The sequence below is a fragment of the Streptomyces sp. SID13726 genome, from assembly GCF_010548375.1.
GTDB lineage: Bacteria > Actinomycetota > Actinomycetes > Streptomycetales > Streptomycetaceae > Streptomyces.
The window spans coordinates 605,083-631,869 of sequence record NZ_JAAGLY010000002.1; the positions used below are offsets into that span (position 1 = coordinate 605,083).

20 protein-coding genes are annotated in these 26,787 nt (G+C 70.2%); 8 read left to right on the forward strand and 12 right to left on the reverse strand.

Annotated features, from left to right (window positions below):
• Positions 1 to 4: 4 nt before the first annotated feature.
• On the reverse strand, positions 5 to 1,561 hold the full coding sequence (locus tag G3I78_RS06690) for an ABC transporter substrate-binding protein (RefSeq protein WP_164421851.1): 1,557 nt from the start codon (positions 1,559 to 1,561) through the stop codon (positions 5 to 7).
• Between the two features lie 252 nt (positions 1,562 to 1,813).
• Here G3I78_RS06690 and G3I78_RS06695 point away from each other — a divergent pair, with 252 nt between their 5' ends.
• Positions 1,814 to 2,530 carry a GNAT family N-acetyltransferase gene (locus G3I78_RS06695; protein ID WP_164421852.1) on the forward strand — a complete coding sequence of 239 codons (717 nt, stop codon included), beginning with the start codon at positions 1,814 to 1,816 and terminating at the stop codon, positions 2,528 to 2,530.
• 203 nt (positions 2,531 to 2,733) lie between these two features.
• Here G3I78_RS06695 and G3I78_RS06700 read toward each other — a convergent pair whose 3' ends face one another.
• The 5 genes from G3I78_RS06700 to G3I78_RS06720 all read right to left on the reverse strand — a co-directional run bounded on the left by G3I78_RS06700 (position 2,734) and on the right by G3I78_RS06720 (position 8,248).
• Positions 2,734 to 3,084, reverse strand: a complete 351-nt coding sequence (locus G3I78_RS06700) for a hypothetical protein (protein WP_164421853.1) — start codon at positions 3,082 to 3,084, stop codon at positions 2,734 to 2,736.
• A 38-nt stretch (positions 3,085 to 3,122) separates the two neighbouring features.
• The gene (locus G3I78_RS06705) at positions 3,123 to 3,653 is read right to left on the reverse strand and encodes a peptidoglycan-binding domain-containing protein (RefSeq protein ID WP_164421854.1); all 531 of its coding nucleotides are present in this window, start codon (positions 3,651 to 3,653) and stop codon (positions 3,123 to 3,125) included.
• A 216-nt stretch (positions 3,654 to 3,869) separates the two neighbouring features.
• The gene (locus tag G3I78_RS06710; RefSeq protein ID WP_164421855.1) at positions 3,870 to 5,366 is read right to left on the reverse strand and encodes a helix-turn-helix domain-containing protein; all 1,497 of its coding nucleotides are present in this window, start codon (positions 5,364 to 5,366) and stop codon (positions 3,870 to 3,872) included.
• 244 nt (positions 5,367 to 5,610) lie between these two features.
• Positions 5,611 to 7,122: a glycoside hydrolase family 43 protein gene (locus tag G3I78_RS06715; protein WP_164421856.1), complete on the reverse strand. Its 1,512-nt coding sequence runs from the start codon at positions 7,120 to 7,122 to the stop codon at positions 5,611 to 5,613.
• Between the two features lie 88 nt (positions 7,123 to 7,210).
• Positions 7,211 to 8,248 carry a LacI family DNA-binding transcriptional regulator gene (locus G3I78_RS06720; RefSeq protein ID WP_203614430.1) on the reverse strand — a complete coding sequence of 346 codons (1,038 nt, stop codon included), beginning with the start codon at positions 8,246 to 8,248 and terminating at the stop codon, positions 7,211 to 7,213.
• Positions 8,249 to 8,552: 304 nt separating this feature from the next.
• Between G3I78_RS06720 and G3I78_RS06725 the strand changes: the two genes are divergently transcribed.
• On the forward strand, positions 8,553 to 10,319 hold the full coding sequence (locus G3I78_RS06725) for a cellulase family glycosylhydrolase (RefSeq protein WP_239157641.1): 1,767 nt from the start codon (positions 8,553 to 8,555) through the stop codon (positions 10,317 to 10,319).
• A gap of 58 nt (positions 10,320 to 10,377) precedes the next feature.
• On the opposite strand, the gene G3I78_RS06730 is transcribed toward G3I78_RS06725, so the two are convergent.
• The 5 genes from G3I78_RS06730 to G3I78_RS06750 all read right to left on the reverse strand — a co-directional run bounded on the left by G3I78_RS06730 (position 10,378) and on the right by G3I78_RS06750 (position 20,005).
• Complete coding sequence (locus tag G3I78_RS06730; RefSeq protein ID WP_164421857.1) at positions 10,378 to 13,578, reverse strand: alpha-L-rhamnosidase; 3,201 nt, start codon at positions 13,576 to 13,578, stop codon at positions 10,378 to 10,380.
• A 180-nt stretch (positions 13,579 to 13,758) separates the two neighbouring features.
• Positions 13,759 to 16,782 (reverse strand): family 78 glycoside hydrolase catalytic domain, encoded by a 3,024-nt coding sequence (locus G3I78_RS06735; RefSeq protein WP_343243673.1) that lies wholly within the window; start codon positions 16,780 to 16,782, stop codon positions 13,759 to 13,761.
• A gap of 160 nt (positions 16,783 to 16,942) precedes the next feature.
• Positions 16,943 to 18,208: an extracellular solute-binding protein gene (locus G3I78_RS06740; RefSeq protein WP_164421858.1), complete on the reverse strand. Its 1,266-nt coding sequence runs from the start codon at positions 18,206 to 18,208 to the stop codon at positions 16,943 to 16,945.
• A gap of 31 nt (positions 18,209 to 18,239) precedes the next feature.
• Complete coding sequence (locus tag G3I78_RS06745) at positions 18,240 to 19,061, reverse strand: carbohydrate ABC transporter permease (RefSeq protein WP_164421859.1); 822 nt, start codon at positions 19,059 to 19,061, stop codon at positions 18,240 to 18,242.
• Positions 19,058 to 20,005: a sugar ABC transporter permease gene (locus tag G3I78_RS06750; RefSeq protein ID WP_343243663.1), complete on the reverse strand. Its 948-nt coding sequence runs from the start codon at positions 20,003 to 20,005 to the stop codon at positions 19,058 to 19,060. The genes G3I78_RS06745 and G3I78_RS06750 overlap by 4 nt, the downstream gene beginning before the upstream one ends.
• A gap of 327 nt (positions 20,006 to 20,332) precedes the next feature.
• Between G3I78_RS06750 and G3I78_RS06755 the strand changes: the two genes are divergently transcribed.
• From G3I78_RS06755 to G3I78_RS06770, 4 genes are all read left to right on the forward strand, one after another.
• Positions 20,333 to 21,370: a LacI family DNA-binding transcriptional regulator gene (locus G3I78_RS06755; protein WP_164421860.1), complete on the forward strand. Its 1,038-nt coding sequence runs from the start codon at positions 20,333 to 20,335 to the stop codon at positions 21,368 to 21,370.
• 169 nt (positions 21,371 to 21,539) lie between these two features.
• On the forward strand, positions 21,540 to 22,691 hold the full coding sequence (locus G3I78_RS06760) for an ABC transporter substrate-binding protein (RefSeq protein WP_164421861.1): 1,152 nt from the start codon (positions 21,540 to 21,542) through the stop codon (positions 22,689 to 22,691).
• 107 nt (positions 22,692 to 22,798) lie between these two features.
• Positions 22,799 to 24,055 (forward strand): histidine kinase, encoded by a 1,257-nt coding sequence (locus G3I78_RS06765; protein ID WP_164421862.1) that lies wholly within the window; start codon positions 22,799 to 22,801, stop codon positions 24,053 to 24,055.
• Positions 24,055 to 24,711, forward strand: a complete 657-nt coding sequence (locus G3I78_RS06770) for a response regulator transcription factor (RefSeq protein ID WP_164421863.1) — start codon at positions 24,055 to 24,057, stop codon at positions 24,709 to 24,711. The genes G3I78_RS06765 and G3I78_RS06770 overlap by 1 nt, the downstream gene beginning before the upstream one ends.
• Positions 24,712 to 24,720: 9 nt before the next feature.
• Here G3I78_RS06770 and G3I78_RS06775 read toward each other — a convergent pair whose 3' ends face one another.
• The gene (locus tag G3I78_RS06775; RefSeq protein ID WP_164421864.1) at positions 24,721 to 25,584 is read right to left on the reverse strand and encodes an ANTAR domain-containing protein; all 864 of its coding nucleotides are present in this window, start codon (positions 25,582 to 25,584) and stop codon (positions 24,721 to 24,723) included.
• A 131-nt stretch (positions 25,585 to 25,715) separates the two neighbouring features.
• Between G3I78_RS06775 and G3I78_RS06780 the strand changes: the two genes are divergently transcribed.
• Both G3I78_RS06780 and G3I78_RS06785 read left to right on the forward strand, forming a co-directional pair.
• On the forward strand, positions 25,716 to 26,048 hold the full coding sequence (locus G3I78_RS06780; protein ID WP_164421865.1) for a helix-turn-helix domain-containing protein: 333 nt from the start codon (positions 25,716 to 25,718) through the stop codon (positions 26,046 to 26,048).
• 107 nt (positions 26,049 to 26,155) lie between these two features.
• On the forward strand, positions 26,156 to 26,773 hold the full coding sequence (locus G3I78_RS06785; protein WP_164421866.1) for a dihydrofolate reductase family protein: 618 nt from the start codon (positions 26,156 to 26,158) through the stop codon (positions 26,771 to 26,773).
• Positions 26,774 to 26,787: the final 14 nt, after the last annotated feature.

A 26,787-nucleotide genomic window follows, 5' to 3' on the forward strand; every position in this document is an offset into this window, starting at 1 on the left:
CTCGTCAGCGAGAGGTCCACGTGGTGACAGACGTCGGCAGGGCGCTGCCCTGGGTGAACTGCACGCCGTGGAGCTTCTTGTTGTACATGACGATCAGGTCGGCGCCGGAGACCGGCAGGGCGAGCGCCTTGCGCGTGATCACGTCGGTGAGGTCCTTCGCCGCCGCGCCGCTTGCCTGGGTGTCGGCCTTGGCGAGCTTCGCGTAGGCGGCGTCGACCTCGGGGTCGTCCACACCGAAGACGTTCATGATGCCGGTCTTGGTGAACCCCGCCTGCTGGGCGTAGTAGTTGGAGTCGCCGCCCTGGCCCGGGGAGAGGGCGGTGGCCGCGAACTTCTTGGTCAGCAGGTCGTTGATCCAGCCGCCGAAGTTGGTGGCGGCGGTCAGCTTCAACGTGACGCCGACCTTGGCGAGTTGACCCTGCACGGCCTGGACGAGCTTGGCGGTGGAGGGGTCGAACGACCCGTAGTTCACCGGGATGGTGAGACCCTTCGCGTATCCCGCCTGGGCGAGCAACTGCTTGGCCTTGGCCGGGTCGTAGGGGTACATCTTCTCGGCGGCGGGGCTGTAGCCGTCGTATCCGGGCATCGCCGGCTGGGCGACGGGGGCGCCGTAGTCACCGTAGACCGCCTTGGTGATCGCGTCTCGGTCGAGCGCGTAGTTGAGCGCCTGCCGGACCCGTACGTCGGACAGTCCCTTGACGACGGTGCCGTCGCGGTCGAGGAGGAAGAGCCCGGCCCAGGTGGTGAGCTTCTTCGCGGTGCCGAGGGAGCTGTCGCCCGCGATGGTGGGGGCTACGTCCGGGGTGCCGAACATGAAGTCGATCTGCCCGGACTTCAGTGCCTGCGCCTGGGAGTTGGCGTTCGGCATCACGCGGACGGTGATCTTCTTGAAGTGGATGGCGGCCTGGTCGTAGTAGTTCTTGTTCGGTACGAAGACGTAGTGGTCGCCGGAGACCGACTCGGCGGCGCTGTAGACGTACGGTCCGGCGCCGAAGGTCGCGGAGGCGAGCTTCTTCGGGGCCTTCAGTCCGGCCGGGCTGATGACGGCGCCGCCGAGGAACTGCGGGGTGAACAGGGCGCCCATGTCCGGGTTGGGCGTGGGGCTCTTGACGACCACGGTCGCGTCGTCCTGCGCGGTGAAGGTCAGCGGGCGGAAGTAGGAGGCGTTGGGGCCGCTGCCCTTCTGGAAGTACTTCAGCGAGTTGACGACGTCGGCGGCGGTGATCGGGGTGCCGTCGGCGAACTTCACGCCGTCGCGCAGGCGCAGCTGGAAGGTGGTGTTGCCGCTGCCGACGTAGCCCCACTTGTCGGCCAGCGCGGCCGTGAGGGTGCCGTCGGCGTTGCGGGTCAGGAGGGTGGCGTAGGCCGGGTCGACGTAGTTCAGGAACGGTCCTGTGGCGACCTGGGCGGGGTCGAGGCTGTTGGGCGCCGAGGACATGCCCAGGGTGATGGCGGTGAGGGGGGCGCCGCTGTCGCCGGTGCCGTTTCCGCTGCCGCAGGCGGCCAGCGCGAGGGCCGCGACCGCGCCGAGCGAGACGTGCAGGACGGTTCTTCTCTTCATCGAGAACTCCGTTGGGTCTGGAGGCTGAGGGTGGAGCCACCTGGAGCCACCGAGGTGGTCGGTCCGGGTGGTCGCTCGGGGTGGCGGGCTCCGGATGCGCGGAGTCCCGAGAGGTTGGCTTACACGTTTAAGCTGTGCCCGGTAAATTAACTGTGTCGTCTTCGTTGCGCAAGAGGTTCGCGAAAGCGGGTTGTCCTGACGGCCCTGGAGGGCGCGGCCTCGTCCGGCTCCTGGCCTGGCAGGATCGGGGGCGTGTCGATGGATCCCTTGCTGGTCCGGGCCCGTGCCCTCTGGGAGGAGCTGGCCCGGGTGCCGATGTCGTTCCTGGCGGCGGGCGATGTGAACGTGGTCGTCTCACCTGGGTCCGAGCTGTGCCCGGCCGGGTGGGCGGGGGTCGTGGCCCTGGGCGGCTCGGCGATCGCGACGGCGCCGAGCGAGCGTGCCGCCGTAGTCCTGCGGGACGCGCTGGGGCGGCTCCCGGTCTCTGCCGTCGCGGACGGCGCTCTGGTCCGGGCGGCTCTTCCGACGACTCGAGCGCTCGGTCCCGCCGCCCTGGCGTATGTGTCCGCGGAGGGTTTCCGTCCGGTGGAGTCGGGTGCGGTGGAGCGTCTGCCGGCCGGGCATCCGGAGGTGCGGGGCCTGGAGCGGGCGGCCGGCCGGTCGGACGCCGACGAGGCTGCGCTGGACGAGATCACTTCACCCGCGTTCGTGCTGCGCGCTCACGGTGAGGTGGTGGCCGCCGCGGGATACCAGGTCTGGCCGGGACACACGGCCCATGTCAGCGTGCTGACCGCGCCGGGGGTGCGGGGGCGGGGGTTGGCCCGGGTGACGGGGTCCGCGGCGGTCGCGCATGCGCTGGGACTCGGGCTGCTGCCGCAGTGGAGGGCACGGCCTGCCGCGTCTCGGCGGGTGGCGGGGGTGCTGGGGTTCGTGGAGTTGGGGTGGCAGGTGAGTTTCGAGGTTGGTTGATCGGGGTGGGGCGGCGGGGCGGCGCTCTCGCTCTCCCGTTACCAGCAGGGAGCGCGCCTGTCGGCTCGGATCAGGTGTCCCCGCTCACGGTCGAACAGTCGAAGTCGCCGGTCCTGTCCGCGACGGAGCCCCACAGGGCCCCGCGCCAGTGTTCTCCACTCGCGCGGGGCCCTGTTCACGGCGCCCTTGCAGGGGCGGCCTGCTTACCTCACCTCTGTGGTGTAGACCGTGCAGTCGGCGCATCCCTTGTGCTGGGCCTTACGGAACTTGCCACTCGGACTGGTGAGGGTCTTACTGGTCGGGTCGTGCTTCCAGGTACCCCAGCTGTCTCCGAGGACGCGGAGCCAGGCGTGGCCCGCGCACGATCCGTCGTTGCCTTTCGCGGTGGTCGCCTTGGTCTTGGTGACCGTTCCGGCGTACGACGTGCTGCAGTTCCTCTTCCAGTAGATGAAATTGCCGTCGTCGGTGATGATCGTGTCCGCGGACGCCGTGGTCGTGGTGAGCATGAAGGCTGCCGCCGTGGCGCCGAGCACTGTTGCGATGCGCTTACGCATGGGTTCCTCCCGTTGATTCATGTGCGGTGGGTCGCGAGTCAGTTGCAGGTGCGCTGCTTGTACGCGGCGGTCTTCCAACTGCCGTCCAGGTGGAATGCGTGCCGTCCGCTCTCATTGCGCCGCACTGTGAATTCCTGTGCGGCACCCCTGTACTCGAGCACCAGCCGTTTGCCGTTCGCGATGCTGCCGGAGACCAACGACAGTCGACCTCCGGCCCGGTTGAAGGTTGCCTTGTCCGCTTTCCCGGTCACGGGTATGTGCCAGCGTGACTGGAGTGTCTTGGTGCGTGCGATGGTCTTGCTGCCGAAGTCACCGTCGACCTCGGAGTTGGTGAGCAAACCCTCCGCCCACAGCACCTTCTGCCACAGGCACGCGGCGTTGGATTGCGCAAAATAGCCCGCCTGCACGGTCTCGTCGGACCAATCGTTGCGGAAGCTTCCGGTACCGCTGATGTAGCCGTCGGAGACAGCAGCGGAAGCGGGCAGCGTGACCATGGCCAACGTGGTTCCGAGCGCGGCGCCAAGGACGGCGGTTACAGCCATGCGACGCCTGGCAGTGCGGATTTTCATGCGTTCCTCTTCCCCGTGGATACAACGGCCTTTTCGGGGAGGGGGACACAGGCTGATCTTCTCGGTGCCCCTTGTCTCATTCCCTGCCTCACCCGTCGTTCGCTGACGTACGTCACGGCCGAAATGACGCGTTGGCCAATTGGGACCAAGGCGCAGGCCGGATGAGGAAAACCCTAGGAGGCACGGTAAAGAACGGGCAATGCGCATCATGCGCAGTCAGGTGGGCGGAACTGTCCACGGTGCACAGTCGGCGATGCGGAAGGCGTGGACCAATTCGTGGGTGCCAGGGCCCGGGGCCAGCAGGCTGCGTTTCAGGAGCTGTTCGGCACTGCGCAGATGGGCGCGAACGGTGGTCCGGCTGATACCGAGATCCCGAGCCGTTCGCTGGGCATCGGTACCGGCTTCGATCCAGGCTCGCAGGGTCCGGTACACGGCACGGTTCGTCCCTGGTTGAAGGGGCTCAAGAAAAGCGCGAGCCCAGGTGACTGCCGCTTCGGTCGACAAGATGCTGTCCAGTGAGGGCGATGGCAGCGGCTCGGCTGCGGTCTTGCCTCGGGGTGGCGGGAGGTCGTTGATCGCAAGGGCCAGGGCGAGTTCGGCACGGCTGCGAGAGTCCTGCAGGTCGACTCCGAGGGCGTCCTCGACCCGCCTCAGATGTGCGGCGACGGTATTGCGGCTGATGTCCAGCAGCCGTGCCACACCGGAGCGGGGGAAGTTCAGGGAAAGGCTGGTGATGTCCAGGGTGAGCCGTGGGGCCGCTCCGATCGGCGCAAGGAAAGCCCTGGCCCAGGCGAGAGCCGTTTCACCGGGGAGAAGCCCGGCCAGCGGTGGCCTGCCGCGGTAGTCGGCGACCCGCTCGGGCTTGTGGCAGGCGACGGCCAGAGCGTGCCGAGCCTGGTCGTAGGCCCGTGCGGTACCTGCCAGCGATTCGGGAGCGCTGATGCCCAGCGTGTAGTCCGGGTTGTTCCTCACCAGCGCCCGTAATCGCTCGGCCAGGCTGCCTTCCAGGGCGTCGGCATCGCGGTCCGTGGGCACGAGGCAGATGAGGTGGTCGTCGTAGACGGGGCAGCGCACCATCAGTCCGCGCCCGTGATATCCGGAGGCATCCAGGTGCGCGTCGATGAGCCTTCCACGGTGCGAAGGCGGGCAGCACAGAAGGTGGACGCGGAGCCGGTCCGCATCCAGCAACGGCGGGACGGCACCCGCCGTCATCCGGCGGGCCAGCGTCGGCTCTCCGGTCATCAGTGCCATGAAGACCGCGAGACGCAGCCGGCCCGCCGCCTGCCGGTAGCGGAGTGTGAGTTCGTCGGCCTGTCGTGCTCGCCGCAAGACTTCGACCATGGTGCCCACATGGGACGCCAGCGCCAGCGACTCGCGTGACAGCGGTGACGAGCTCCCCACGACCAGTACCGGACGCGGCACTTGCCGTCCCAATGCCTCGCACCGCACATGGAGCATGCCCACCTGCGAGGCCGCAGCGGCCAGTTGTCCGTTCGACAGCCGAGTGAGCACCGGTTGGACCCCGGCAAGCATATGCGGCGTGGGGTGGGTAGTGGACACCTCCACCTTGCCGGTGGGGTCGACCAGTGCGATCTCGGCTCCGAGTTGTCGCCCCAACCAGTCGATCAGCGCCTGCGCATCGGCCGAGGCGTCCTGGCCACCCCGAAGCCTCAGCTGACGCAGCAACTCATCGAGTACCTGATGTGTCGACACGGCTCACCTCCGCCTGTCTCCGGACTGCCTCCTGACGTCTTGGTACAAGATGCGTTCGCTTGAGCGAGATTGCGAACCGGCACGGCGAACCGGCACGTGGTTCAGGTTGTTGGGCCATCCCTGGGAGCCAACCGGCAAAGCCAGTTCGCGCCGACAGACGCGGCCACGCCTCCGCAAGCAGTCTCCGGTGAACATCCCGGCGCCTCCCGCGTCGACGCCCAAGACAGCTACCCAGGAAGCCCGTTCAGTCCTCCAGCGCCTCGTAGTCGAACCAGTCGAAGTGGACCGTCCCGACCGAGGCGTACATGCCGAGCACTCTGCCGGTGAAGCCGCCGGCGACCTCGGTGGAGAGGTAGCGGCCGTCGAGGGTGGTGAGTTCGACGAAGGTGCCCTGCTCGTCCTCCAGGCCGAGGGTGACGGTGTCGGGGCCCTGGCGTGCGTCGGTGACCTCGCGGGTGGTGGATGCCTCGATGCGGAGGACCACCGGGCCGGAGGGGGTGGAGCGGGAGGCCACGGTCGAGCGGAACGGGCCGACTCTGGCGATGACCTGCACCTGGCCGGGCGCCGCCTCGATCTCGTAGTGGTGCTGCTCGTCGAGACGGACCGCGAGGCCTCCGCGCCCCTCCGCCGGGTCGGCCAGGACCCGGGCCCGGCACGACAGGTGCTGCTGGCGGCGGCCGAGGAAGGTGACCTCGGGGTCGTCCATGGAGAGGCCGCGCGCCCGCAGGCTCAGCCAGCCGGGGCGTTCCTTCGTGGTGCAGTGCTGGGCCGGGCGGGAACGGGGCGAGATCCAGGCGTGGCCGAGTTCGCTGAGGTCGAAGTCGTCCCGGACCGGGGGGACTTGAGGTGCGTGCAGCGGCCAGGGCGGGGCGGCCATGTCCAGTGCCACCTCGCCGACGACGGGCCAGTCGTCGACCCAGGTCACCGGGGCCAGGAAGGTCTCCCGGCCGAGCACGTGCCAGCCGGGGGTGCCGCCCTGTGGCCGTACCCCGAGGAACACCATCCACCAGGAACCGTCCGGCCCCTGCACCAGGTCCCCGTGGCCGGTGTTCTGGACGGGGTGATCGGTGCCGCGGTGCGTCAGGATCGGGTTGGCCGGGCAGGGCTCGAACGGTCCCTCGGGCGTACGGCTGCGGGCGATCGAGACTCCGTGGCAGCGCTCGGTGCCGCCCTCGGCGATGAGCAGGTACCAGTAGTCGCCGATGCGGTAGAGGTGCGGTGCCTCGGGGGCCTTCGCGCCGGGCGCGCCCGACCACAGGCGGCGCGACTCGCCCAGCGTCTCCCCGGTGTACGGGTCGAGGCGGATCTGGCTGACTCCGGCGACGGTGCACCAGCAGGTGCCGTCGTCGTCCCAGGCGAGGTCCGGGTCGATGCCGTGGACGCCGGGCAGTGGGACCGGATCGGACCAGGGGCCGGCCGGGTCGGTGGCCGTGAACAGCAGATTGCCGTCACCGCTGACGTTGGTGACGATCAGCCAGAAGCGGCCGTCGTGATGGCGCAGGGTGGGTGCGTAGAGCCCGCCGGACGCCCTGGTGTCCGGCGGCAGGCGCAACTGACTCGGCCGGTCGAGGGCATTGCCGATCTGCGTCCAGTGCACCAGGTCCCGGCTGTGGAAGACCGGGACGCCGGGGAAGTACTCGAAGCTGGAGCAGGCGAGGTAGTAGTCCTCCCCCACCCGGCAGATGCTCGGGTCGGGGTGGAACCCCGGGATCACGGGGTTGCTGACGGTGTTGTCCCTCTCGGGCGCGCTCGGCAATTCGAGTCCCTTTCAGAGAAACTTTCGTACCTGCATCGCAGATAGTTTCCCGTCGAGGCTAACTACCGGCCACACCGAGGTCAACGGCTCACCCCTTGGGCGGAGCCGTACTCGCCCGGACCGTCAGGGTGGTCGCGATCTCCAGGCCCACCTGGGGCGCCGCCTCGCCACGGCCAAGCGTGAGCGCCAGCTCGGTCGCGGCCGCGGCCATCTCCGTCAGCGGCTGGTGAACCGTGGTCAGGGGCGGGTCCACCCAGGCCACGACCGGCAGGTCGTCGAACCCGACGACGCTCAGGTCCTCCGGAATGCGCAGGTCGAGCTCACGCGCGGCTTGGTAGACGCCGAGCGCCTGGAGGTCGTTGGCGGCGAAGATCGCCGTCGGACGGTCGGGCAGGGCCAGCAGGGTGCGCGCAGCGGCGCAGCCGTCCTCGCGGGTGAGGCCGGCGTGTACGACGATCTCCGGATCGGCGGGGAGTCCGGCGGCCCGGAGAGCGGAGCGGTAGCCGTCCAGCCGTGCCGAGCAGCAGAGTTGACCCTCGGGACCGCTGATCATCGCGATGCGCCGGTGGCCCAGCTCGGCGAGATGACGGGTCGCGGTGCGGCCGCCGGACCAGTTCGTGGCGCCCACGTACGGGACGTCGTCCGGCAGTTCCATGATCGGGTCGAAGACCACGAACGGGATGCCCTTCGCGGTGAGTTGCTCCCGCTCGGCCTCGGACAGCTGCGCCACGGACAGCACGCAGTTGGGGCGCCGGGAGACGGTGTCCTCCCAGGTCGGGGCGGCGTCGTGCAGACCGAACTCGGAGACCATGAGGCCCACGCGGTGGCGGCGGGCCACCCGCTCCACACCCCGGATGATCTCGACCGCCCACATGTCCTTGAGCTCGCGGAACACCAGCTCCACGACGTTGCTGCGGCCCGCGCCGGCCGGTTTGCGGTAGCCGTAGCGGTTGATCAGCTCCTCGACGCGGGCGCGGGTGTCGGCCGACACCCCGGACTTTCCGTTGAGCACCTTGGAAACTGTCGGGACCGACACCCCCGCCGATTCGGCGATGTACGCGATGGTGACCGACCTGGGTGCTTCACGGCCCTCGTCCACCGGCCCGTCTGCTGCGTTCTCCGCCAAGGTGGCCTTCCCGATCGTCGAACCGCCCGAACCGCGCCGTACCCGCGCGCCGGTTCATTCTCGCATCTCCACCCCGCGAACCTGTGGCCTCTGACACCGCTTCATGTTAATTTCTCCGCCGCACACAGCGAAAGTTTCCTCGCTCGACGTACGCAACAAACGCAACGAACGCGATCAGAACGGCGAGCTCGCTGTACCCAGTGAACCCACTGAACCCGCCGCACTCACTGAACCCGCTTCACCCCGCTGACACCTCAGACGGCCTCCGACACCAGGCCGCCCCCACCGGAAGGTGCACGTGACGATGACGCGACTCGCAGGACTCCTCCCCCGACCACGAGCCAGGGCAAAGGCCAAGGCCAAGGTCAAGGCCAGGCTCCAGGCCCGCGCCCGGACCCTGGCGGCACTCCTCCTGGCGATCCTGCTGCTCCCCCTGATGCCCGCCTCCGCGCAGGCCGCCGATCCCCCACCGCCCAGCGCTCCGGCCGCCCGGAGCATGGTGGCCGCGATGCAGCCCGGCTGGAACCTCGGCAACACCTACGACGCCATCCCCGACGAGACCTCCTGGGGCAACCCGCCCGTGACCCGGGAACTCCTCAGGAAGGCCAAGTCGCAGGGGTTCAAGAGCATCCGCCTGCCCGTCACCTGGGGCACCCACCAGGGCGCAGCGCCCGGATACGCCATCGACCCGGTCTGGATGGCCAAGGTCAGGCAGGTCGTCGACTGGGCCATGGACGAGAACCTGTACGTGCTGCTCAACATGCACCACGACTCGTGGATGTGGGTCAACAACCTCCCCACCGACCACGACACCGTCCTCGCCCGCTACCGGGCCACCTGGACGCAGATAGCGCGGGAGTTCCGTGACGAGCCGTCCAGGCTGGTCTTCGAGAGCATCAACGAGCCCACGTTCAGCGGCACTTCGGGCGACGACCAGAACTACCGGCTGCTGGCCGAGCTGGACCGCGAGTTCCACGGGATCGTCCGGGCCTCGGGCGGCGGCAACTCCGAGCGGCTGCTGGTCCTGCCCACCCTGTACACCAACTCCGACCAGGGCCGCCTCGACGCGCTTGCCGCCGAACTCACCGCCCTGCGCGATCCCATGGTCGCCACGACCATCCACTTCTACGGCTGGTGGCCGTTCAGCGTGAACATCGCGGGCTCCACCCGCTTCGACGCCACGGTGCAGCAGGATCTCACCGACCAGTTCGACCGGGCGTACGACACCTTCGTCGCGCACGGCGTGCCGGTCATCGTCGGCGAGTACGCCCTGCTCGCCTACGACCACAACCGTCCCGGCATCATCGAACGGGGCGAGCAGCGCAAGTACTTCGAGTTCCTGGGCAACTACGCCCGTGAGCGACACCTCACCACCATGCTGTGGGACGCCGGCCAGTTCCTGAACCGCAACACCCTCCAGTGGCGCGACCCCGAGCTGTTCGGGCAGATCAGGTCGAGCTGGACCACCCGCTCGGGCACCGCCTCCAGCGACCAGGTGTTCCTGCCCAGGTCGAGCCCGATCACGAGCCGGACGCTCACCCTGAACACCAACACGACCGACTTCCAGGGCCTCCGGCAGGGCAACCGCAACCTGGTGAAGGGGCGGGACTGGACGGTCTCCGGCGACCAGCTCACCCTCACGGCCACGGCGCTCACCGAGCTGGCGGGCGACCGGGCGTACGGGCTCAACTCGACGATCGAGGCCAGGTTCTCGCGCGGTGTGCCGTGGCGGATCGACATCGTCACCTACGACGCCCCGCTCCTGTCCGACGCCTCCGGCGACAGCACGGGGCTGACCATCCCCACACGGTTCCGTGGCGACCAACTGGCCACCATGGAGGCCAAGTACGACGACGGCGGCAACGCGGGACCCGCCGACTGGACCTCCTACCAGCAGTGGGACAGCGCCTTCACCGCCTACACCGGCGACTCGATCAAGCTCACCCCGGACTTCGTCAACTCGCTCAGGTCCGATGCCCGGGTGACACTGACCTTCCACTTCTGGAGCGGCGGCTCGGCGACGTACCACGTCACCAAGTCGGGCGGCACGGTGACCGGCACCACCTCGTGACAGGTTGCCGGGCTGGGGCGCGTCGATCACCGACACGCCCCGGCCCGGCCGACCGACGTCAGCCTCCTTGTCGTACGTCCCGGGCGGCGAAGACATAGGAACCGGACCGGACGCTGTAGACCGCGCGGTCCCCTTCGACGCGCTCGAACCTCGCCCCCGAAGGCACGGTCTGCGGCTTGCCTCCCCCGGTCGGGACGCGGATCTCCGCCGTGGTGTTCGGGGGCACTTCGACGCGGAGCCGGAAGACACCGCGCTCCCGCGTCCACTCCGTGGTGACCTCGCCGTACGGCGTGCGGTAGCTGCCCGCCACGTGGGTGAGGTCACCCACCGGCCTGGGGTCGATGACGAGTTCGCGGTAGGCCACGCCGCCACGGGGCTGTCGGATGCCGGCGAGACCGCTGTGGAACCACTCCTCGATCTGGAGCAGGATCATGTGGTTCTTGGAGGCGCCGAGGTCCCAGTTCTCCGGGATGGTCGTCAGACCGCCGGGGTTGGCGGTGGTGGGGGCCATGAAGTAGCCGTAGCCAGGGCGGGTGTCCTCCTGGAGGACGGCCCAGAGGACGTCGTCGTGGCCGCCCTCGTGCAGGGCCCTGACGATGGGGGCCAGGCCGATGGTGCCGCCGCTGAAGTGCGGTCCCCCGCCGAAGGGTTGATGGGCATGGACCAGTTCCACCAGGGCGTCGAGGACCTTTCCGTGCTCCCCGTCGGGGACGAGTCCCTCGTCGAGGGCGAGGGCCTGCGCGGCCTGGGTGGCTCCTGCGGTTCCCCGGTCGCCGTCGGCGGTGTAGCGGCCGAGTGAGCGGTTGTAGAAGGCGTCGTTGAAGGCGTCCTTGATGTGGGTGGCGAGGCTGCGGTACTCGGCGGCGTCGGCCGTGCGTCCGAGCAGTGCGGCCATGCGCGCCATGCGGTCGGCGACCTGGTGGTAGCCCCAGGTACCGGTGATGCGGCCGGAGGTCTGCTCGCTGGAGATCCAGTCGGCCAGAGCCGCGTCCACGAGGTGGGCGTCCGCGCCGGTGCCCGCCTTCTTCGTCCTGATGTAGGTGAGGAAGGCCTGCATCTGCGGGTAGTGGCGGGCCATCGTCTGAGTGTCGCCGTACGTCTCGTACAGGAACCAGGGGGTGAGGACGATGCCGTCGCCCCAGTTGATCTCGTCGCCGAAGCGGCCGGTGTAACCCCAGTCGTACACCGGCGCCTTGAGGGCGACGTTGCCGATGTTGTCGCCCGACTTCGACTGGCCTTCCGCCAAGTGCCGTTCCATGGTGCGCAGATAGGCGCCGTAGCCGAAGGTGCGGTGCAGGGAGGCGAAGGGCTGGAGGTAGTCGGCCGGGTAGGCGAGCTTCTCGCGGCCGGGGCAGTCCGTGAAGGTCGACATGACGTTGCTCATGATCGAGTAACGGGACATGCGGTGAATGCGGTTGATCCGGTCGTTCGAGGTCCGCAGTGACCCGGCGACCGGGACGTCCGCGTGGATCTGGAGCCCTGTGACGGTGTCCCGGGTCGGGGTGAAGCCCTCGGGGAGGCCGGTGATCTGGACCCACTGCATGCCGAAGTAGTGGAACTGCGGCTGCCAGGTCTCGCCGCGGGCGCCGCCGTGGGTGGTGTAGGCGGCGAAGATGTCGGTGCCGCGGGCCGCGCCGCCGCCCATGATGGACGCCTGGTCGACGGTGCCGTCGGCGTTCAGCGACTCGGCGGGCCGTATCTTGACGGTCGTTCCGGCGGGCAGCCGGTCGAGGTCGAGCCGGGGCCAGCCAGCGAAGTTCTGGCCGAAGTCGAAGACCCAGACGCCCGGTCGGGGCTGCTTGACGCTGACGGGCCGCAGCCTGTCGACGACCTTGAGCGGCTCGGCGTTGCGCCACACCAGCTGTGTGGTCAGGTTGGGCGGCGGTGCGATGCCGGCCCTGGTCCAGCCGACCGGGGTGCCGTCGCGCCGCTCGGCCGACGCGCTCAGGTCGGCTCGCGGGGCGGTCCAGGCGGGCTGCTCGCGTCGGGCGTCGTAGTCGGAGCCGGAGTACCAGTTGGCGGTGGTCGTCGGTCCGAGGGCGGTCCTCCACGAGCGGTCGGTGACGAGGGTGCGGGTCGTGCCGTCGGCCGTGGTGAGTTCCAGGCGGGCGATGAGGCGCGGGGTGACCGCGGCGCCCGCGCTGGGGTCGGTGCCGGCGAGCGAGTTGCCCGAGGCCGTGACGGCCGCCCCGGTGGCGTGGTCGGCGGAGAGGGCGGGCTGGAAGGAGATGCCGGTGCCGTCGCTGCCCGCGGTGCCGACCGCGGTGATCGTCCGTGACTCCAGCCGGTCCCCGCCGTCACCGGTGTCGATGTTGACGGTGCCGCCGACATGGAAGTTGGCCGTGCTGCTCACCTTGGCGGTGGAGGCGCCCCGTGCCGCGGGGTCGGTCAGGGTGCCGGTGCCCTTGAACTGGCTCTGCCACCAGCTGTACGGGGCGCTGCGTCCGGTGGCGGTGTTGGTCACGGACCGGGTCACCAGGGCCGTGCCGTGGCCGAGTTCGACGCCGAGGGTGTTGTCGCCGGTCCGCACGAGGTGCGTGACGTCGTAGGCGCGGTACTCCACGGACAGCTGGTAGTTGGAGTTGCCGGGCGCGAGCACCTCGTCGGTGACGGGCTCGCCGTTGAGCCGGGCCACCTGGAGCCCGACGCCGGACAGGTACAGTCTGGCCCGGGTGACGCGCCCGTCCACCTTGAAGGCCTTGGCGAAGAGGGGCAGGGGCTGGTCGACGGCTCGGCCGGGGTGCTCGATCCAGCGGGCCCGGCCCCAGTCGGCGGGCCGCAGCAGGCCCATCTCCCAGGACGCGGTACGGCTCCACGGTGTCGCGCCGCCCTTCGGGCCCCAGACCCGTACCTGCCACACGACCTGCTCCCGTGACCGGAGCACCGGTCCGCGCCAGGCGATGTCGGTCTGGGCGGCGGAGTGGACCGGCCCGCTGTCCCAGAGCAGCCGGCCCGCGTCGAGGTCCCGTTCGGAGCGGGCCGCGCGGACCTGGTAGGCGGTCTGGGTCCAGGCGGCACCGGCCCGGACGACCCGCCAGCTCAGGCGCGGGGCCGGGTCGTCGACCCCGAGCGGACGGTCCTCGCGGCCGTCGACGGCCAGACCCACCACCTGGGCCTTCTCGACTCCGCCCGATGGCTGGGCCTGTGCGCTCTGCACCGGGATCCTGGGCGTCACGGGCAGGGCGAGCCCTGCCGCGGAGGCGGCCATCGTGCCGACCACCCGTCTGCGGCTCGGGGAGCCGTTCCGTCCCTCTGACATGCGAAGTCTCCGATCGGTGTGGACCGTCTCGCGAAAGGTTGTGAATCGTTTCAATGCAGCGGCTCGGAGCGATGGGTAACGTTACCCACGGCGTGCGGCCGACCCTAAAGTCGCAGCCGTGGGACGTCAAGGAGCTTGTGCCCGAGGAGGTCAGCTCACCCTGCTCATGGGCGAAGGAGGTCAGCTCACCGTGCTCGTGAGCGAGTAGTGGCCGGCCGGCAGCTCGAACGAGGCGGTGCCGTCCGCGTGCCCGAGCAGCCGCACCCCGTCCACGCGGGACAGCGGGGTGCGCCCCTCACGGACCGCGTCGGCGGAGGCGGCCGGGAGACGCAGGGTCGCTCCGCTGTTGGCGGGCACGGTGGCGTCGTAGCGCAGCGTCCTGCCCCCGTGCTCAACCCGCCACTCGCTGCGGATGTCGCCGTACGGCGAGGAGTAGGTGCCCGAGACGTGCCGGATCCTGCCCGTGGGATCGATGTGCGGCTGGAGGACGAAGTGCCGGAAGCCGGGGCTGTCCGGGTCGCGGGCGATGCCCGCCATGTAGGCGTACATCCACTCCATGACCGCGCCGTAGGCGTAGTGGTTGAAGGAGTTCATGCTGACCGGGCCGAAGCCGTCCCGCGTGGAGTAGGAGTTCCAGCGCTCCCAGACGGTGGTGGCGCCGTTGCGCACCGAGAACAGCCAGGAGGGCAGGGCGTCCTGGTGCAGCAGCGCGTACGCCAGGTCCGAGCGGCCCTCGTCGCTGAGGACGGGGGCGAGGACGTTGACGCCGAGGAAGCCCACGGACAGGGTCTTCTCGGCGTACCCGACCCGGCTGCTGTCCGGGTGGGCCGCCTTGTAGGCCGCGTCGTTGCCGATGTTGTCCGCCAAGTGGCCGACGAGGGCCCGGCGTTGGGCCTCGGTGTCGTAGAAGCCGAGTTTGAGGACCCACAGCAGGGCGGTCTGGGTGTTGTCCTCCGTCTTCTGGCTGGGGTCGGCGCCCGGTTCGATCGGGGAGGCGTCGCCGAGGCTGGACCGCACGGTGACGGTGCCGCCCTCGGTACTCAGGTACTTCCTGACGAACGCGTTCTTGATGTCGCCGAAGAGCCGCTCGTACGCGGCTGCTTCCATGGGCCGGTCGACGGCTCGGGCCATCCGGGCCATGAGGCGGGCGACATGGCCGTAGTAGACGTCGCTCATGAGCTGGGCGCTGGTCTTCTGCGGGGCGAGCCAGTCGCCGGTGAGGGAGCCCTGGCCCGCGTAGGTGTCTCCGGTCTGCTGCCGGATCCAGTCGAGGTAACGGGTCATGGCAGGCCAGTTGCGCTCGATCACGGAGCGGTCGCCGGTCATCTGCCACAGGGTCCAGGGCAGGACGACCCCGCAGTCGGCCCAACCGCTGCCGCCGCCGGGGAAGTTGTAGCGTCCGCTCGGGGCGACCCCGGTGAACTGGGCCTTGTCCTGGCCGTATCCGCTCTGGGAGTCGACGACGGTGTCCTGGAAGTGGTCGAGGAACGGCCCGGCGTCGGCGTTGTAGAGGCCGGTGGTGGAGAAGACCTGGGTGTCCCCGGTCCAGCCGAGGCGCTCGTCGCGCTGGGGGCAGTCGGTGGGCACCCAGAGGTAGTTGCCGCGCTGGCCCCAACGGATGTTGGCGATCAGGCGGTTGGTGTCGGGGTCGTCGGTGGTGACCGAGCCGGTCTCGTGGATGGCGGAGGTGGCGACCTTGCCGGTCAGGCCGGTGATCGTGACCGTCTCGGTGGCGGTGACGGAGACGTAGCGGAAGCCGTAGAAGGTGAGGGAGTCCTGGTGGTTCTCCCCGTGCCGGTCGCCCTTGAGGACGTAGGTGCTGGTGGCCTTTGCGCTGCGGAGGTTGGCCCGGTAGAGGGAGCCCTCGGGTCCGTCCGCGCCGGCGCTGCCGTCGTTGAGCATCTCCCCGAAGCGGAAGGTGACTTGGGCGCCGGCCGGGCCGCGCAGACTGTAGCGGGGGACGCCGACCATGTTCTGGCCCAGGTCGAAGACGGCGGTGTCGCCCGCTCCGACGGTGACCGGGGTGGAGGCGGCCCGGTGCGGGTCGGTCACGGTCCGGTCGGGGTCGACGATCACCCGCCCCCTGCCCTCGCCGGTGACTCCCGTGTACACGGTGACGGACCGGGGTCTGCGGTCCCAGCGGCTCATCAACCGGGCCGTCTCGGCCGGGTACGCGAGCAGCAGGGCGTCGGGATACCTGGTCTCGAAGGGGACCCGTTCGGTGTCCGACCAGCCGGAGGTGTCGTAGCCGGACGACGTCCAGCCGGGCAACTCCCTGCGGGCGTCGTAGGTCTGGCCGTCGTAGATGTCGTCGGCCCGGTGGGGACCGGTGTCGGTGGCCTTCCAGGAGCCGTCGGGACGGGTGACGACGGACTCGGTGGTGCCGTCGGTGTAGCGGATCAGCAGCCTGGCCTTGAGGGCGAGGGCGTTGCCGTCCGCGGACCAGTAGGTGCTGCCTTCGGAGATACGGCCGTTGTACCAGCCGTTGCCGAGGACGGCCGCCAGGGTGACGGCCCGCTCCCTGGCCACGAGGTGGGTGACGTCGTAGGTGAGGTAGTTGACGCGGGTGTCGTAGTTCGTCCAGCCCGGGGGCAGCAGTTCGAGGGTGGTCGCGCCGTCCTGCGGGACGGTCACCCGGTGTCCGCTGACGTAGGCGTCGTAGACCCCGAGGGCGGAGACGTACAGGCGGGCCTCGCGGACCGGGCCTTTCAGCGGTGCCTCGGTCCGGAGCATCGGGGCGCCGGGCGAGCCGGGTTCCTTGCCCTTCATCCCGATCCACCGGGCGCCCTCCCAGCCGGTGACGCCGTCGGTGCTCATCAGGCCGGTCTCGAACCAGGCGACGGCCCCGCCGCCGGCACGGCGTCCGGCGGTGTCCCAGACCGTGACGGTCCAGTAGTAACGGGTGGAGGCCTTGAGGGGTTTGCCGCGGTAGCGGACGGCCACCGAGTCGGCGGAGCGGACCCGGCCGCTGCTCCAGACGTCCGCGCGGCCTGCGGCGAGTCTGCCCGGCGAGGTGGCCACGAGGATCTCGTAGGCGCCCTGGCCGCGCCCCCGCTCGGCGGAGCGCATGCGCCAGCCGAAGCGGGGGTGGGCTGTGTCCACGCCGAGCGGGTCGGTGCGGTGTTCCACGGTCGGTCCGTACACTGCGCCGTCCTCTCCGTGGCGGGCCGGTGCGGCCTGCGCGGTCGGGCCGCCCCCTGTCACGCCGGCCGCCAGGGGCACCGCGCCCGCGGTCGCCGCGAGGACGGTCCGGCGGGGCGGTCCGGTCCGCCGCCCGTCGCCGCCGCGGGTCTCGGGCTCCGGGCCCTGTGGGTCATGTGCTGCGTCGCTCACACCGTCGTCCCTTCGGTCGTCAGGGCGGGGCTCACGAGCCGGCCTGGTAGTCGGTGTCCATCTCCTTGAGGAGCTTGTCCGGCGTGGACTGTCCGCTGAAGACCTCCTGGAGACCGCTCAGCATGGTCTGCTGCACCTTCGAGTTGGGCCAGAGCTGGTCCATGAAGGGCACGGTCCGGTTCGCCTTGATGAAGGTGGAGAGCTCGGTGAGCGACGGGTCGACCTGGTAGCCGGTGTCGGGCAGGGCCGGCAGGCCGCCCTGCTTCTTCGCGAACAGGTTCATGCCCTCCGGGGACATCACGAAGTTCACGAACTTCAGGGCCAGTTCCTTGTTCTTCGCCTTGGCGTTGACGCCGTATCCCGCGCTCGCCGCCGCCGGGATGACGGTCTGCGCCGGGTCGTCGGTGGCCGGCAGCGCCTTGAGGGTGAAGGTGCCCTCGGGGTTCTTCTTCTGGAGCAGGGCGATCACCCAGTTGCCCTGGATGATGCCGAGCGTCTTGCCGGTGGCGGCGAGCTGCTGGCTGGCCTCGTAGTTGGTGCCCAGCGGGTTCTTCTGGAAGCAGCCGGTCTTCTCCATCGTCATGTACTTGTCGAGGGCGGCCCGCCACGGCGACTTGGCGAAGGTGGCCTGGCCGGCCTGCATCTTCTTGTCGAAGTCGCGGTCCGGGCCGTAGACGAGGGTGGCGACCAGGGCGTACTGCACGAGCTGGGTGACCCAGTTGTCCTGGTTGCCCAGCGCGAAGGCGGGGGTGCCCTTCGCCTTGGCGGCCCGGCAGAAGGCCAGCAGGTCCGTCCAGGTGTCGGGCGCGGTGAGCCCCGACTTGGCCAGCGCCTGCTCGTTGAAGACCATGCCGATACCGCTCTGCGCGAAGATCGCGGTGTACGTCTTGTCCTCGTACTGCGCGACGCCCTTGATCGCGTCGGGCATCTTGGCGGCCCAGGACTGGTCGGAGAGGTCGCGCAGATAGCCCGCCTTGGCCAGCACGTAGGTGGCGCCGGGGTTTCCGTTGCCGGGCCACACCGACATCACGTCGGGCGCGGTGCCCGAGGAGAGCTGGGTGCGGATCTGCGGCTGGTACTGGTCGACACCGCTGGTGGTGAAGTTGACCTTGACGCCGGGGTTGGCCTTCTCGAAGGCCTTGACGACGTCCTCGACGGAGCCCTGGTCGACCGAGGCCAGGGTCAGCGTCTTGGAGCCGCCGCCGGAGCCGCCCGCCTTGGTGCCGCCGCTGCACGCGGCCAGGAGCGCGGCGGCCGTCGTCGTGGCCACCAGAGCCGTGAGTGTGCGTGTCTTCATGATGTCTCCCTCGGGAAGAAGAAGGCGGGTGTCATCCCCGCAGTCCGCCGGCGAAACCGCTGATGATGCTGCGCTGGAGCAGGAAGTAGACGAGCAGGATCGGCAGGATGCTGATCACCAGTGCGGCGAAGATGAGGTTCCAGTCGGTGACGTACTGGCCGACGAAGCCGGCGATCGCGACCGGCATGGTCTGCTGGGCGCTGCCGCTGAGGTACAGCAGCGGGGTGAAGAAGTCGTTCCACACGGCGACCGCGTTGAGGACGAGCGCGGTCACGGTGACGGGCTTGAGCATCGGCAGGACCACATAGCGGAAGCCCTGGAGCGGGGTGCAGCCGTCGATGAGTGCCGCGTCCTCGAAGTCCCGGGGCAGGGCCCGCAGGAAGCCGACGTAGAGGAAGACGGTGAACGGCACCTGGAGCCCTGAGTAGAAGAGGACCAGGGCCCAGGGGGTGCCGAGCAGGCCGAGGTCGCGCATGGTCTGGTAGAGCGGCAGCGAGGCGAGCTGGAAGGGCAGCACCAGGCCGAGCAGGACGAGCAGATAGACGCCCCGTGACCAGCGGGCGGTGATGCGGGCCAGCGGGTAGGCGGCGAGGGAGGAGACGGCCAGCACGATGAAGACGCTGCACACCGTCACCAGCAGGCTGTTGGCCAGCGCTCCGCCGAGCGCGCCCTGTTCCCAGGCGTGGCTGAAGTTGGACAGGGTCGGCGAACTCGTCGGGCGGATCGGGGACGAGCTGTCCGAGGCGGGCCGTACGGCCAGGTTGACCAGGACGTACACCGGGAAGCCGACGACCAGGGCGATGGCGACCATGGTCAGTTCGAGGCCGAGGGTGCGGGGACGGTAGCGGTTCACTGCACGGCCCTCTCGCTGCGGGCCAGCACGAAGTACTGACCGGTGGAGGCGATCGCCACGATGATCGTCAGGACCACCGCGAGGGCGATGCTGTAGCCGAACTCGCCGAGCGCGAAGGCGTCCTTGTAGATGAGCGTCGACAGGGTGTCGGTCGCGTGGCCGGGGCCGCCGCCGGTCAACGCGAAGACCTGGTCGAAGAGTTTGATGCCGCCGATGATCGACAGCATCAGGTTGATGGTGAACGCCGGGGCCAGCAGCGGCCTGGTGACCGACCAGAAGCGGCGGACCGGACCGGCTCCGTCGAGCGCCGCCGCCTCCAGGATCTCGTGCGGCACGGACTGGAGTCCGGCGAGGAAGATGACCATCGAGTAGCCCGCGAACTGCCACACGATCACCCCGACCACCGCCCACAGCGCGAGGTCGGGACTGCCGAGCCAGTCCTGTTCCCAGGAGCCGAGCCCCACGGCACCGAGCAGGCTGTTGACCGCGCCGTCCGTACCGAGCAGATTGCGCCACAGATAGGCGGTCACGATCGGGGTGACGACGGCGGGCGCGAACAGGAACACCCGGAGCAGGTTGCGTGACTTGATGGCGGTGTTGACACCGAGGGCCAGCAGCAGCCCCACCGCGTTCTGCACGACGGTGATGGACACGGCGATCAGCAGGGTGTGCCAGATGGCCTGAACCGCGTCCTCGTCGCGGAGCATGTCGGTGAAGTTGCCGAACCCCACCAGGGCGTAGTGGGGGTTGAGTCCGTCCCAGTCGGTGAAGGCGTAGTACACGCCACGGGCGCTGGGCACGAGCACCACGAAGGCGAACAGCAGCAGGGCCGGTGCCATGAACCACCAGGGCGGGCCGGTGCGGGCGCGGCGGGGTGCGGAGGTCGGGGCGGGGTCCGGGGGGTGGTCGCGGTTGGGGAGTTGCTCGTTCGGTGCGAGGGTCACGGGCGAACCTGCTTCCTTGAAACGTTTCAAAGAGGCGCCGGTGAAGGCTGAAGCGGCCTGTCCGAGTGAGGGGACCAGCCGGGTTCTCGTGCGGTGGAGCGTCGACGACACCAGGACACGTGACCCGGCGCCCGTGGGTAATGTTTCCCACAGGGTGGTGCCAGACCCTAGAGAGCCCTCCGCATGACGTCAAGATGGCGCACACACTGCGCGATTGTTACGGCTTCCTGCGGCGGAGCACGGAAGCTCGCACCGGATCATGGGCTCCGGGCAGGCCGTTCATCCGTACACTTTCAGCCAACGTTGCCCACGGTGTCGGAGGACAGCATGGAACCGTCCGCGTCTCCGCGTCGCGTCACGATCGTCGACGTCGCCCGGCACGCCCGGGTGTCCACCACCGCCGTGTCCAAGGTGCTGCGCAACGCGTACGGCGCGAGCCCCGAGATGCAGGCCAAGGTGCGGCGCGCGATTGACGAGCTGGGCTACCGGCCCTACGCGGCCGCACGGGGGCTGCGCGGACAGACGTACACGATCGGTGTGATGCTGCCCGACATCCGCAACCCGTTCTTCCCGGAGATCCTCGACGGCATCACCGGCCGGCTGGAGGACACCGACTACCAGGTCCTGATGGGCCCGGGCTGCAACGGCGAGAAGGCGGAGGCCCGGGTCACCGAGGCGCTGATCGACCGGGGCATGGACGGCCTGGTCCTGGTCGCGCCGGTCTCCTCGCGCGCCCGCCTGGAGCACATCGCCGCCACCGTGCCGACCGTGGTGGTGGGACGGCACGGGGACTCCCTGGTCTACGACACCGTCGCGGACGACGACGTGGCGGGCGCGGCGCTGGTGGTGGGCCATCTCGCCGCCCTCGGGCACCGCCGGATCGCCCATATCGAGCACCATGAGACCGACCCGACGCGGATCGCCGAAATGCCCAACGCCCAGCGCGCCGACGGCTACCGCAAGGCGATGCGCAACCTCGGTCTGGAGGCGGAGATCGACGTCGTCTCCACCAGCTACACCCAGCAGGGCGGCTACGACGGCGCCAAGGAACTGCTCGCGCGTCCGCAGCGGCCCACGGCCGTCTTCGCGGGCGCGGACTTCGCCGCGATGGGGGTGCTGGAGGCGGTGGCCGAGGCGGGGCTCTCGGTGCCCGGCGACCTCTCGGTGGCGGGCTACGACAACACCTCCTTCGCCGCGCTCGGCCCGATCTCCCTGACCAGCGTCGACCAGGCGGGCCGTGAGATCGGCAGGAACGCCGCCCGGCTGCTCCTGGAGCGGATCGCGGACCGCCGCAAGCCGTCGGTCCAGGTCAGGCTGTCACCCGCGCTGGTGACCCGGCGCACCACGGCCGCGCCGCCGGCGTAGCTCCCCGGTCCGTCCGCGTTCAACCGATCGGTTGAACCCGGTTCCACCGTCGGTACGCCTCATCGATCCGTACGGACGACGCGGCAGCGTGTCGACGCGCACCACAATGGCGAACGCCCATGGCGCCCGGGCCCTGTACGCCACCCCCCAGCAGAGAGGTCTCCTCAGCGTGTCCAGCTTCCTCAGCAGACGACGTGTCCTCACCACCGGCGCAGGAGCCGCCCTCGGCCTCGGCGCGGTCGGCGCCACCGCCCAGTCCGCCTCGGCGGCCCCGGCCGCTTCCGCCGCACGGCACTCCGGCGGGCGCGAGGAGACCCGGACGCTCGACGAGCTCTACAAGGCCGCCCTCCGCGAGGGCGGGAAGCTCGCCGTCTACAGCGGTGGCGACACCCCGACCCAGCAGGACGGCACCAAGGCCGCCTTCAAGGCGCGCTTCCCGGACATCGACCTGAGGCTGATCGTGGACTACAGCAAGTACCACGACGTCCGCGTCGACAACCAGTTCGCGACCGACACCCTCGTCCCCGACGTCGTACAGCTCCAGACCCTCCAGGACTTCGTCCGGTGGAACCAGCAGGGCCGGCTGCTCCACTACAAGCCCGCCGGGTTCTCCAAGCTGCACAAGTCGTTCCGGGACCCCGACGGGGCCTGGGTCTCCGTCGCCGCCATCGCGTTCAGCTTCCTCTACGGCACCGCCGCCGTCGGCTCGGACGCCCCGCGCAGCCCGCGCGACCTGGTCGACCCGAAGTGGAAGGGCAAGATCGCCTCGTCGTACCCGCACGACGACGACGCCGTCCTCTACCTCTACTCCCTGTACGTCCAGAAGTACGGCTGGGAGTGGGTGGCCCGGCTGGCCGCGCAGGACGTGCAGTTCGCGCGGGGCAGCAACTCGCCCGGTGACGCCGTCTTCGGCGGGAAGAAGGCCATCGGCATCGGCACCGCGGGCTCGGCGGTGCCGTCCTCGACGTCCCCCGCGAAGTTCGTGATCGCCGACGGCCACCCGTTCATGGGCTGGGGCCAGCGCGCGGCCGTCCTCAAGCAGGCCAAGAACCCCACGGCAGCGAAGCTGTACCTCAACTGGCAGCTCTCCGACGAGGTGCAGAAGAACTCCTTCAACGGCTGGTCGGTGCGCACCGACATCAAGCCCCCGGCCGGCCTCAAGCCGATCTGGGAGTACCCGAACGCGCACGTGGACGGCTTCCCGAAGTTCATGGCCGACCGTGCCGAGGTGGAGCGCCTGAAGCAGACCTTCGCCCTGTACTTCGGCGAGGTCAAGGGCGACCCCACGCCCGGCTGGCCCGGACTGCACCCGGGCGCCTGACGGCGGCAGGGTCCCGGCCCTCGGGCCGGGACCCGCTCTTCACATCGCCCCTACAGGCGGCGGATAGACTCGGCGGCCCCGAAGGATCATTCTCCAGGGGGTTTGTCGTGTCCGACCCGGGCCCCGCCCATCCGTCACCGCCGGCCCGCGGGCGCAGGTTCGCTCCCCGGCACGCGGCGCATCTGGTGTTCTTCCTCGTGGTCGGTGCGGCCCTGGTCCGTCTGACCCGGCTGAACATCTCGCTGTGCTGGGACATCGTCACCGTGAGCACCCTGCTCGCCGTGACCTACACGGCGGGGCTCGTCGTGCGGAAGCGCCGGGGCCCGCTCGCCCGGCACGCCTGGGTGGCGGCGCTCGTCCTGCTCTGGGCGTGGCTGGTGTTCCTCACTCCCCCGCCGCTGACCGGCGCCTATGTGTGGTGCGCGGTGCCGCTGGCCTGTGCGGCGCTGCGCGCGCTCGGACGCCGGGCGGCCTGGGTGGCGCTCGGCGCCCTCACGCTCGTCCTGGTCGGCCAGCTCACCCGCAGCGCGGGCGGGTTCGACGCCGAGATGGTCCTCATCCCGGTGGCCGCGGTGTGGGGCACGGTGGCGCTCTACGAGGCCCAGCAGCGGGACGCCGCCGAGCGCCAGCGCCTGGTGGACGAGTTGCGCGGCACCCGGGACGTCCTGGCGCGCGAGCAGCGCCGGGCCGGGGTGCTCGGCGAGCGCGAGCGCATCGCCCGCGATCTGCACGACACGCTCGCGCAGGAGCTGTCCGGCAGTCTGATGCTGTTGCAGGCCGCCGAGCGGGAGTGGGAGCTACGACCGGACGCGGCCCGTGGCCGGGTGCGCGCGGTCGCCGACGGTCTGGACATGAGTCTCTCGGAGACCCGGCGGATGATCCGCGACCTCACCCCCTCCGTGGTCGCCGAGGAGGGCCTCGAAGGCTCCCTGCGCCTGCTGTGCGTCCGCGCGGAACAGGACGGCACCGCGGCGAGCGTACGGTTCCTGTCCACCGGCGGCCACCGCCCCGACCTGGACGAACAGGCCGCCACCACCCTGTTCCGGGTGGCCCAGGGCATGCTCGCCAATGTGCGGGAGCACGCGCGGGCCACCAGCCTGCTCGTGACGCTGCACCACGGCTCCGACCGCGTGGACCTCGACGTGCGCGACGACGGGGTCGGCTTCGACCACACCCGCGTCGACGACGCGTCCGCTGCGGACCGCGGCTTCGGCCTTCCGGCCGCCCGGGCACGGCTGCGGGAGTACGGCGGTGACCTCACCGTCGACGGCGCGCCCGGCCGGGGTACCCGCGTCCGGGCCACCGTCCCGGCCTGCCCGGTGCCCGGCGCGCTGCTGCCGCTGCCTCCGACGGCGGCCGCCTGATGACGGACGCTCCGCTGCGGCTGGTGATCGCCGACGACCACGTGGTCGTACGGGCGGGACTGCGGGCCCTGTTGGAGGGCGAGCCGGGACTCGAGGTGATCGCCGAGGCGTCCCATCCCGAGGAGGCCGTACAACTCGCCCTGTCCCTGCGGCCCGACGTGGTGCTGATGGATCTGCGGTTCGACGGCAGGGGGCGGGGCGACGGCTCCGCCGACGGGATCGAGGCGGTCCGGGCCATCGCCGCCGGGGCGCCGGAGCTGCCCGTGGTGATGCTGACCAGCTACTCGGGGCGCGGTGAGGTGGTGCGTGCGCTGGAGGCGGGGGCGCGGGGGTATGTGCTGAAGGCCGGGCCGCCCGAGGACCTCTTCCGTGCCGTGCGCAGTGCCGCGGTGGGCGGGATGGGGCTCGCGCCGGAGATCGTCGGCGATCTCGTGGGCCAAGTGGTCAGTCCCGCGCCGGAGTTGACGCGCCGGGAGCGGGAGGTGGTGCAGCTGATGTCGGACGGGCACAGCAACCGCGCCATCGCCGAGTCCCTGTATCTCAGCGAGGCGACGATCAAGACGCACCTCGTGCGCATCTACCGCAAGCTCGGCGTCGACAACAGGGCCGCTGCGGTGTCGGAGGCGGTCCGGCGGGGGTTGCTGGACCTGTCGTAGCCGCGGCGCCTAGGCGGTGTCCCGTGGTTCCGGCGCGGTGTCCGTCGAGTCGTCGGACGGCGTCGTCGGGGTGCCGGACGGCGGCAGCGGGGTGTCGCGGACCTGGGCGACGGCTGCCGCCATCTGCCGGCGCACCTCGTCCGGCAGCGGGGCTCCGTGGACGGTGCCCATCAGGTGCTGGGCGAGGTGGTGCACCTTGGTGTTGGTGTTCTGCGACGCGGTGACCAGCACCGACCAGGCGTCCTCGGCGCTCAGGCCGAAGGAGGCCATGAGGATGCCGCGGGCCAGGTCGATGGCCGGGCGGGACTGCATGGCCCGACGCAACTGGGCGACCTCCGTGCGCAGTTCGTGGCTGACGTCCACGGGGCGGGCCGACTCGGCGAGAACGCCGGCGGGAGTGGTCTCCTCGGCCTCATTCGCCTCCTCGGTCTCCTTGGCCTCCTCCGTCTTCTTCGCCTCCTCGGTCTCCTTGTCGTCGGGCCCGGTGGCGGCGCTCCCCTGACCGTCGGTGCCGTCGTGCACGAGCAGCTCGTGGGCGCCGGTCAGCTCCAGCAGTCGCTCGACCGGTGGGCTGCACGCCAGGACGGTGACCGTCTTGCCCTGGGCGAGGGCCTGCCTGCGCAGCCCGAGCAGGACGTTCAGGCCGCCGCAGTCGCAGAACGCGACCGCGCTCAGGTCCAGGTCGAGCCCGGTGGCCGAGCGGTCGAGGATGTCGTGCAGCGTGCGCTGCAACCGCTGCGCGCCGATGTCGAGTTCGCCGCGGCACGTGACCCCCGCCCGGTCGTCGGCCACCACGTACTCGACCGTGGCCAGACACGGCGGACCGGACTCCGGTGCGGTGAGGGGCTGCGCCGAGTGCGCAGGTTCCGGCATGACCCTTCTCCCTCGTGTGTGCGCCTGCCTCCGCTCAACAGATTCCCCTCCCCGCCCACGTACGTCAACCAATACATGAAATTTTGTTCCGGCTTTTGAATGCGTGAATCCGAACTCGGTACAGTTGGTGCATGGATGGAGTGCCCGAGCCCCACACCGGATGGACATTTGTCACCAACCACGCGCGCGTGCTGGCCGTGATCGCCGACAACCACAGCGCCCGGATCCGCGACATCGCCGCGCACTGCCGGCTCACCGAGCGGGCCGTGCAGAAGATCATTTCCGACCTGGAGCAGGACGGCTATCTCTCGCACGTCAAAGAGGGCCGCACCAACACCTACCGGATCGAACCCGGCAAGGTCCTGCGCCACCCGGCCGAGGCCGGCCTGACCGTGGCCTCGCTGCTCACGCTGCTGGTCCAGGCGGAGGCGGCCCGTACGACGTCCCCGCACGCTCCGGCCTGACGGCGGGCTGCGGGCGACGGCCGTTGTGCCCGGTCGGTGCGCCCAGGGCTCGTGTCCTCCGGCGTCCTCCCCGCAGACTGGTCGTCCAGCGGATCTGGAGGACAGCGATGAGCGAACCGACGGGCAGGGTGCTCAGCGACATCACGATCTCGGCCGACGGGTACGCGGCGGGGCTCGGACAGACCGAGGAGCGGCCGTTCGGCGACGACGGCGGCGACGGATCGGGCGACCGGCTGCACGCCTGGATGTTCGACACCCCCGACGAGAACCGGGCCGAGCTCGACCGGCTGGCCGCCGCCGGGGCGTTCGTCATGGGCCGCAACATGTTCGGCCCGGTGCGCGGCGCCTGGGACCGGCCCTGGAACGGCTGGTGGGGCGAGAACCCGCCCTTCCACGCACCGGTGTTCGTGCTCACCCACCACGCGCGCGAGCCCCAGCCGATGCAGGGCGGGACCACCTACCACTTCGTCACCGACGGCATCGAGTCGGCGCTGGCCCAGGCACGGGCGGCGGCCGGTGACGGCGATGTCCTGATCCACGGCGGCGCGAACACCGTCAACCAGTACCTGGCCGCCGGCCTGATCGAGGAACTGCGCCTGCACATCGTGCCGGTCACGCTCGGCGCCGGCACCCGGCTCTTCGAGGGTGTCCCGCCACTGAAGCTGGAGCAGCTCGGGGCGCGCTCGGCGAAGCTGGTCACGCATGTGACGTACCGCGTGCTGTGAGGACGTTTCCCACG